Origin of the sequence: Streptomyces sp. WAC06614, assembly GCF_003949795.1 — a bacterium.
GTDB lineage: Bacteria > Actinomycetota > Actinomycetes > Streptomycetales > Streptomycetaceae > Streptomyces.
Genome location: NZ_RPRY01000423.1, coordinates 1 through 4,984, shown reverse-complemented (window position 1 = coordinate 4,984; position 4,984 = coordinate 1). Strand labels below are relative to the sequence as shown.

General features: G+C 68.3%; 5 protein-coding genes. 1 reads left to right on the top strand and 4 read right to left on the bottom strand.

The window, feature by feature from the left end:
• Positions 1 to 820 (top strand): hypothetical protein (locus tag EF918_RS37405; RefSeq protein ID WP_185922021.1); only part of this gene is annotated, 820 nt, incomplete at its 5' end.
• Between the two features lie 627 nt (positions 821 to 1,447).
• On the opposite strand, the gene EF918_RS32275 is transcribed toward EF918_RS37405, so the two are convergent.
• The 4 genes from EF918_RS32275 to EF918_RS32260 form a co-directional block, all read right to left on the bottom strand.
• Entirely contained in the window at positions 1,448 to 1,750 is a 303-nt protein-coding gene (locus tag EF918_RS32275; RefSeq protein ID WP_125652462.1) for a hypothetical protein, read from the bottom strand.
• Positions 1,743 to 2,291 carry a YbaB/EbfC family nucleoid-associated protein gene (locus EF918_RS32270; RefSeq protein WP_125652461.1) on the bottom strand — a complete coding sequence of 183 codons (549 nt, stop codon included), beginning with the start codon at positions 2,289 to 2,291 and terminating at the stop codon, positions 1,743 to 1,745. The genes EF918_RS32275 and EF918_RS32270 overlap by 8 nt, the downstream gene beginning before the upstream one ends.
• A gap of 54 nt (positions 2,292 to 2,345) precedes the next feature.
• Positions 2,346 to 4,469 carry a hypothetical protein gene (locus EF918_RS32265; protein ID WP_125652460.1) on the bottom strand — a complete coding sequence of 708 codons (2,124 nt, stop codon included), beginning with the start codon at positions 4,467 to 4,469 and terminating at the stop codon, positions 2,346 to 2,348.
• Between the two features lie 41 nt (positions 4,470 to 4,510).
• Positions 4,511 to 4,984: hypothetical protein (locus EF918_RS32260; protein WP_221889777.1), on the bottom strand; the 474-nt coding region annotated here is incomplete at its 5' end.

Here is a 4,984-nt window from a genome sequence, read left to right as displayed (position 1 = left end):
CAAGAAGGGGGGCGCCCCGGACGTCCCCCCGGAGCTGCCGCCCTCCACCCCCGTCAACAAGGTGCCGGACACCCACCTCGACACCGCTGTCCCGCCCGTCGCCCCCCGGCCGGACGTGGCGGAACTGCTGGCCACCCAGCAGCAGCGCAAGGAGTTCGCCGACGACGTCGCCCGGCTCCTCGGCGGGGTCACCCGCCAGCTGGAGACCGGCTTCCTGCGCTTCGGCAGCGGGTCCATCGCGGACGCGTTCTCCCGCAGGATGGGCGAGGTCTTCCAGAAGCACCTCGCGTACGAGGGCGCGCAGCAGGCGGGCCGTGAGTTCGGTGAGATGCTCACCCGCAAGTGGGTTCGCCTCGGCGCCGACCACGACGGGCTGGTGGACTCCCTGACCAAGGCCCTGGGCGGCCTGGCCGACAACCAGTCGCTGAAGAACCTCGCCGAGGCGATGCCCACCCTCTTCAACCGCTCCGAGCACAACACCTTCCTGGGCCGGGTCTTCCTCCAGGAGAACCCGCTCCACGGAAACCCGCTCTACCAGCTCGGCGACGCCGTCGGCTCGTGGCTGCACGAGGGCACCCACGAGATGCTCAGCGAGGGCTTCTACAACCTGGTCTTCGGCGACGGCTTCTCGATCAGCGCCGGCCCGTTCGCCTCCGGCGTGGCCATGAGCCTGCTCTCCAGCGGCCTGCACCGGATGTTCGAACCGGTCATGGTCAAGTACCAGAACTGGGTCCTGAGCCACCAGTACGCCGAGAACCCCGACGACAGCAAGTACTTCGGCGTGTTCCACTGCTTGCTGTGGCCCGAGCCGAGCTGGTAGAGCTGCACCACCATGTCGCGGAAGATGCCACCGGTGAGCCCGATGAACGTCTGGGTCAGGATGGTGTTGAGCAGCCACAGGAAGAGGTTCTTGAGGCCCTCGCGGGTCGCCAGGAACGCCACCGACACCGGCCCCCACACGGCACCGAAGGTGAACGGGGAGAAGATGGTGGCGAAGAGGATCTGCGACAGCAGTTCCACCAGCTGGAGGATCGCCATGATCTTCGTGTATTCGACCTGGTTGGCGACTTTCAGGGCCACCTCGGACAACTGACGTGCGAGGGTGGCCGTTTCCTCCAGCTGGTTCCCGCCCGCCGTCTGACCGGTCAGGTCCCTCATCGCGACCAGGAACGCATCGGCCGCCTCACCGTCGAAGTCGCTCTTGACGATCGGGATGAGTTCGAGGACGTAACCGGAGAGCGACCCGAGGTCCTGTGCGATCGAGGCGTAATGCTCCGACACCCGCCGCATCAGGTCCTCGTCCGCCTCGGGCCACGGCATGCCCGACACGAATCCCAGGAAGTCGGCGATTCCGTCGGGTGGATTGATGGCCATGGCGCGGTGGTCCTCCGGTCGGGCGAACGGCTGTACATCGGGGAACGCGGTCGGCCGTCGGCCCGGTTCGGAATCACCCGATGGTCTGGGTGGCCTCGTCGTCGGCGTTGTTCATGTTCTTCACCGTCCGGTCGCCGGCGTCCGCGATGGAACCCAGCCGTTTACGGATGGAGGCGATCTGCTCCGTGAGGCCTTCGGTGGCCTTGTCCACGGTCTGGTGGTACGTCTTGCCGATCTCGTCCTGGCCGGCGGACTGTTTGTTGATCCGGTTGATCTCCACGATGTACCGGTTGAGATCGGTCAGACAGCGCTCGTACTCCTCGTAGTTGGCGAACTTGTTCTTCAGGTCGCTGAGGACCCGGATTCCGTCAGCCATGGAATTCCTCCTGCTTTCCGGTGGGGATACGGCTCTCCGACTCGGTGACGAACTCCTCCTGCTTGGCGGCCCGCAGCTGTTCCTCCTCGGCGACGAACTCCTCCTGTCGGGCGGCCCGCAGCTGTTCCTTCGCCTCTTCCAGCCCGTACGAGGAGCCCATCGCGCGCAGGGGCTTCATCAGCTCGTCCAGGTCGGTGGGCATACCGCCCATGCCGGTGATCATGCGCAGCCGGTCGCCGAAGGTGTCGAAGCCCTTGATCCGTTCGATGACCTGCGCGCCCATCTCGGCCCGGGCGTCGTTGAGCACGGTGACGAGCGCGGCGGCCAGTTCGGCCGGTGCCATGCCCAGGTAGCCCTTGGTGTGGAAGGTCATCGAGACCACCTGGCCCTGGGGGCCGACGGTGACCGAAACCATGCGGTCCTTGGAGGTGACGGTGGCCGTCGCCGCCTCCAGCTCCTGCTTGGCCGCGAGCATCTTGTCGCGCTGTTCGTGCAGCGCCGCCATCGCGTCCTTGATCCTGCTGTCGAAGTCGATGCTCATGGTCCCTCTGCTCCTGCGGTCGGCAACGGTGGGTGGGTGGTGGGCGGACGGGGGTCAGCGGCCGATGACGCCGCTGACCGAGCCGCTGCCGGTGCCCCACGTCTCCTCGTCCTCGGTGAGCCACGTGGTGCGGGTGCGGTCCTTGTTCTGGTTCGGCGCGCCGGCGCCGGCGCCCATGCCGGGGCTCATCGGCGGCATCATCGGCGACTGCAGGGGCGGCTGGCCTTCGAGGGCGGTCCGCTGCTCCAGACCGGTGGCGTTGGCCGCCCGGGCGGCCGGGCTGCCGTCGACGGAGGCCCCGGCCGCGGTCGCGCGCTCGCCCAGCGCGGTCATGCCGCCGCGGGTCTCGGTCGTGCCCTTCACGGGGGTGCCGCCGCCCGAGGAGAGCCCGTCCAGGCCGGTCAGCCCGCTGCCGCCCGAGCCGCGGCCGGTCCTGAAGTCGGGCAGGTGCAGACCGTCGGACTGGGTGTGGGGCTTCGGGACCGGGCGCGAGGTGATCGCGTGCTCGGCGTTCGTCAGGAGCTGGTGGGTGCGGCTGATCTGCTTGCCGTCGGCATCGACCACGATGCCGTCCTTGACGGTGGCGCCCTTGGGCAGGGCGTAGGGATTGCCGTTGGAGTCCAGCAGCTGTTTGCCCTCGGCGTCGACCACCGTGCCGTTCTCCAGGATCTTCGCCCCCTCCGGGAGCCGGAGCTGGTCGTACGGGTTCGCGCCGGGCCTGGGGATGCCGCCGGGGTCCTGGTTGCCCTGCGGCTGCCCCACCTTGCCGCCGGGCGGCGCGACGACCGGCTTGCCGTCCGCGCCCCTGACCGGATTGCCCTGCGGGTCGAAGACCCGGCCGTCCTTGCCGATGCGCGAGCCGGGCGGCACCATGACCGGCTTTCCGTCGGGGCCGAGGACCGGCTTGCCGTCCTTGTCGAGGAGCGGCGCGCCCTGGCCCGAGCCGGGCCCGAGGCCGGAACCCGGGCCGGTCCCGGTCCCCGTTCCGGGCTTGAGGCCGCCCGGGAGGTTGACCGGCGGCTTGATGCCCGGGCCGTTCTTGCCGCCCTGGTTCAGGTGGGGGATGTCCTTGGAGCCCCCGGTGCCGCCGCCCGAGCCCTTCTTGTCGAGCAGGTCCTTGAGCGGGTTGTCGGTGTTCCCGCCGCCCGGGCCGGTGTTCGGGCCGCCGCCGCCGGGCAGGGTGATGCTGGGCTGGTACACCCCCTCGTTGAGGGCGCCCGCGAGCTTGAGGTAGGCGGTGTCCAGCGGGGGGATGTGGGTGCCGGCCGCCTGGTCGAGCTCGGCGAGACCTTTGATCCAGCGCTGCTTGGCGACTTCCTCGATCCCGTCGACCCAGTGCGCGTTGCCGACGTTGGAGCCGCTCGAGTCGAAGATGCCGTCGAACCGCACGTTGTAGCTGGCGTAGTCGCCCTGGACGTAGGTCTCCCAGCTGAGCCGGATCTCCGCGTTCTTCATGACTTCGGCGAAGACGTCGGCGAGCTGGTTCACCGCGTTGGCGTGCCAGGCCGGGCGCCAGGTGGTGAAGGCCTTGTACAGGCCCATGGTCGACCTCTGGAGCTGTTCCTTGGTGGTCCTGAGCAGGGCGACGTAGTCGGTCGGCGCCGCCAGATCGAGCCTGACCTTGCTCATCTCCACGTTGATCACGTTCAGGAACTTCTTGAACGAGCCGGCCGCGCTGCCCCTCCAGTCGTCCGAGGAGGAGCCGACCGACTCCGACCAGCCGTTGACGATCGGCTGCCATTCGTCGAGCCACTTGAGCACACCGCTGAGCTGATCCGCCGCACGGTCGAACGACCAGGCGTTGGTGACCTCGTTCTTGTAGGGCGAGGCCACCAGCGGGGTGAGGTTGCGCTCGGTGTCCTTGAACCACAGGTTGTACTTGGACGAGGTGTTGTCGAAGACGTTCGCCCAGTCGACGTTGAAGCCCACCACGTACCAGAGGGGCTGCGTCATCGCCGCTCCGGTGTTCTGGTCGGTGAGCTGGACGTAGCCGGTCCAGTAGATGTCGAACGTCTTGCTCCAGTCGTGCCCCTCCGGCACCGCGGCCTGCGCCCGGAAGCTCTTGTCGACGATCCACCGGGCGGAGCCCGGGCCGGCCACCGCGTTCCGGTCCGCCAGCGTCCCCGTGTCGTTCATGAGGACCTTGAGGGATTCTTCCCAGTTCTTGCTCACCGGCATGATGGCTCGGCACTCCTGTCTGGATCGCGGTAAGCCGTCGGCTACTTGTTCGTCGGGGGCGGGGTGCTGTTCCCCGGTCCCTGGTTCCGCGAGCCCTGCTGGATCGAGTTGAGGATCTCCCACATCTCCGTGACGCTGATGGCGTCGTCGGACGCGCCGTCGAGGATCGCCTTGACGGTCTTCAGCGTGAGGAACGCGCTGTCGGCCGTACCGCGGAACACGTCGAGGGCGCTGAGCGTCTGGGTGCACAGCCCCTTGAAGGCGGCCTGCACCTGACCGGCGCTCGGCAGGTTCTTGGTGTTGCCGGGCAGGAGCAGACCGTCGTCACCGGAGACGGCACCCTGCGACCACTGCGTCAGGGACTGCAGGGCCGGGTCCTCGGAGAACTCCAGCAGGAGGGACTCGAACTTGGTCGCGAAGTCCAGCAGCACCTGTTCGGTGACCTTGAACGAGTCCTTGTCGTTCTCGTCGTCCGGGGGAGGGGTGGTCGGCACGGGGGAACTCCTGTCCTCGGG

Coding starts and splice junctions, on each gene's coding strand:
- EF918_RS32275 (WP_125652462.1), bottom strand. CDS start 1,750: ATGGCTGACGGAATCCGGGTCCTCAGCGACCTGAAGAACAAGTTCGCC.
- EF918_RS32270 (WP_125652461.1), bottom strand. CDS start 2,291: ATGAGCATCGACTTCGACAGCAGGATCAAGGACGCGATGGCGGCGCTG.
- EF918_RS32265 (WP_125652460.1), bottom strand. CDS start 4,469: ATGCCGGTGAGCAAGAACTGGGAAGAATCCCTCAAGGTCCTCATGAAC.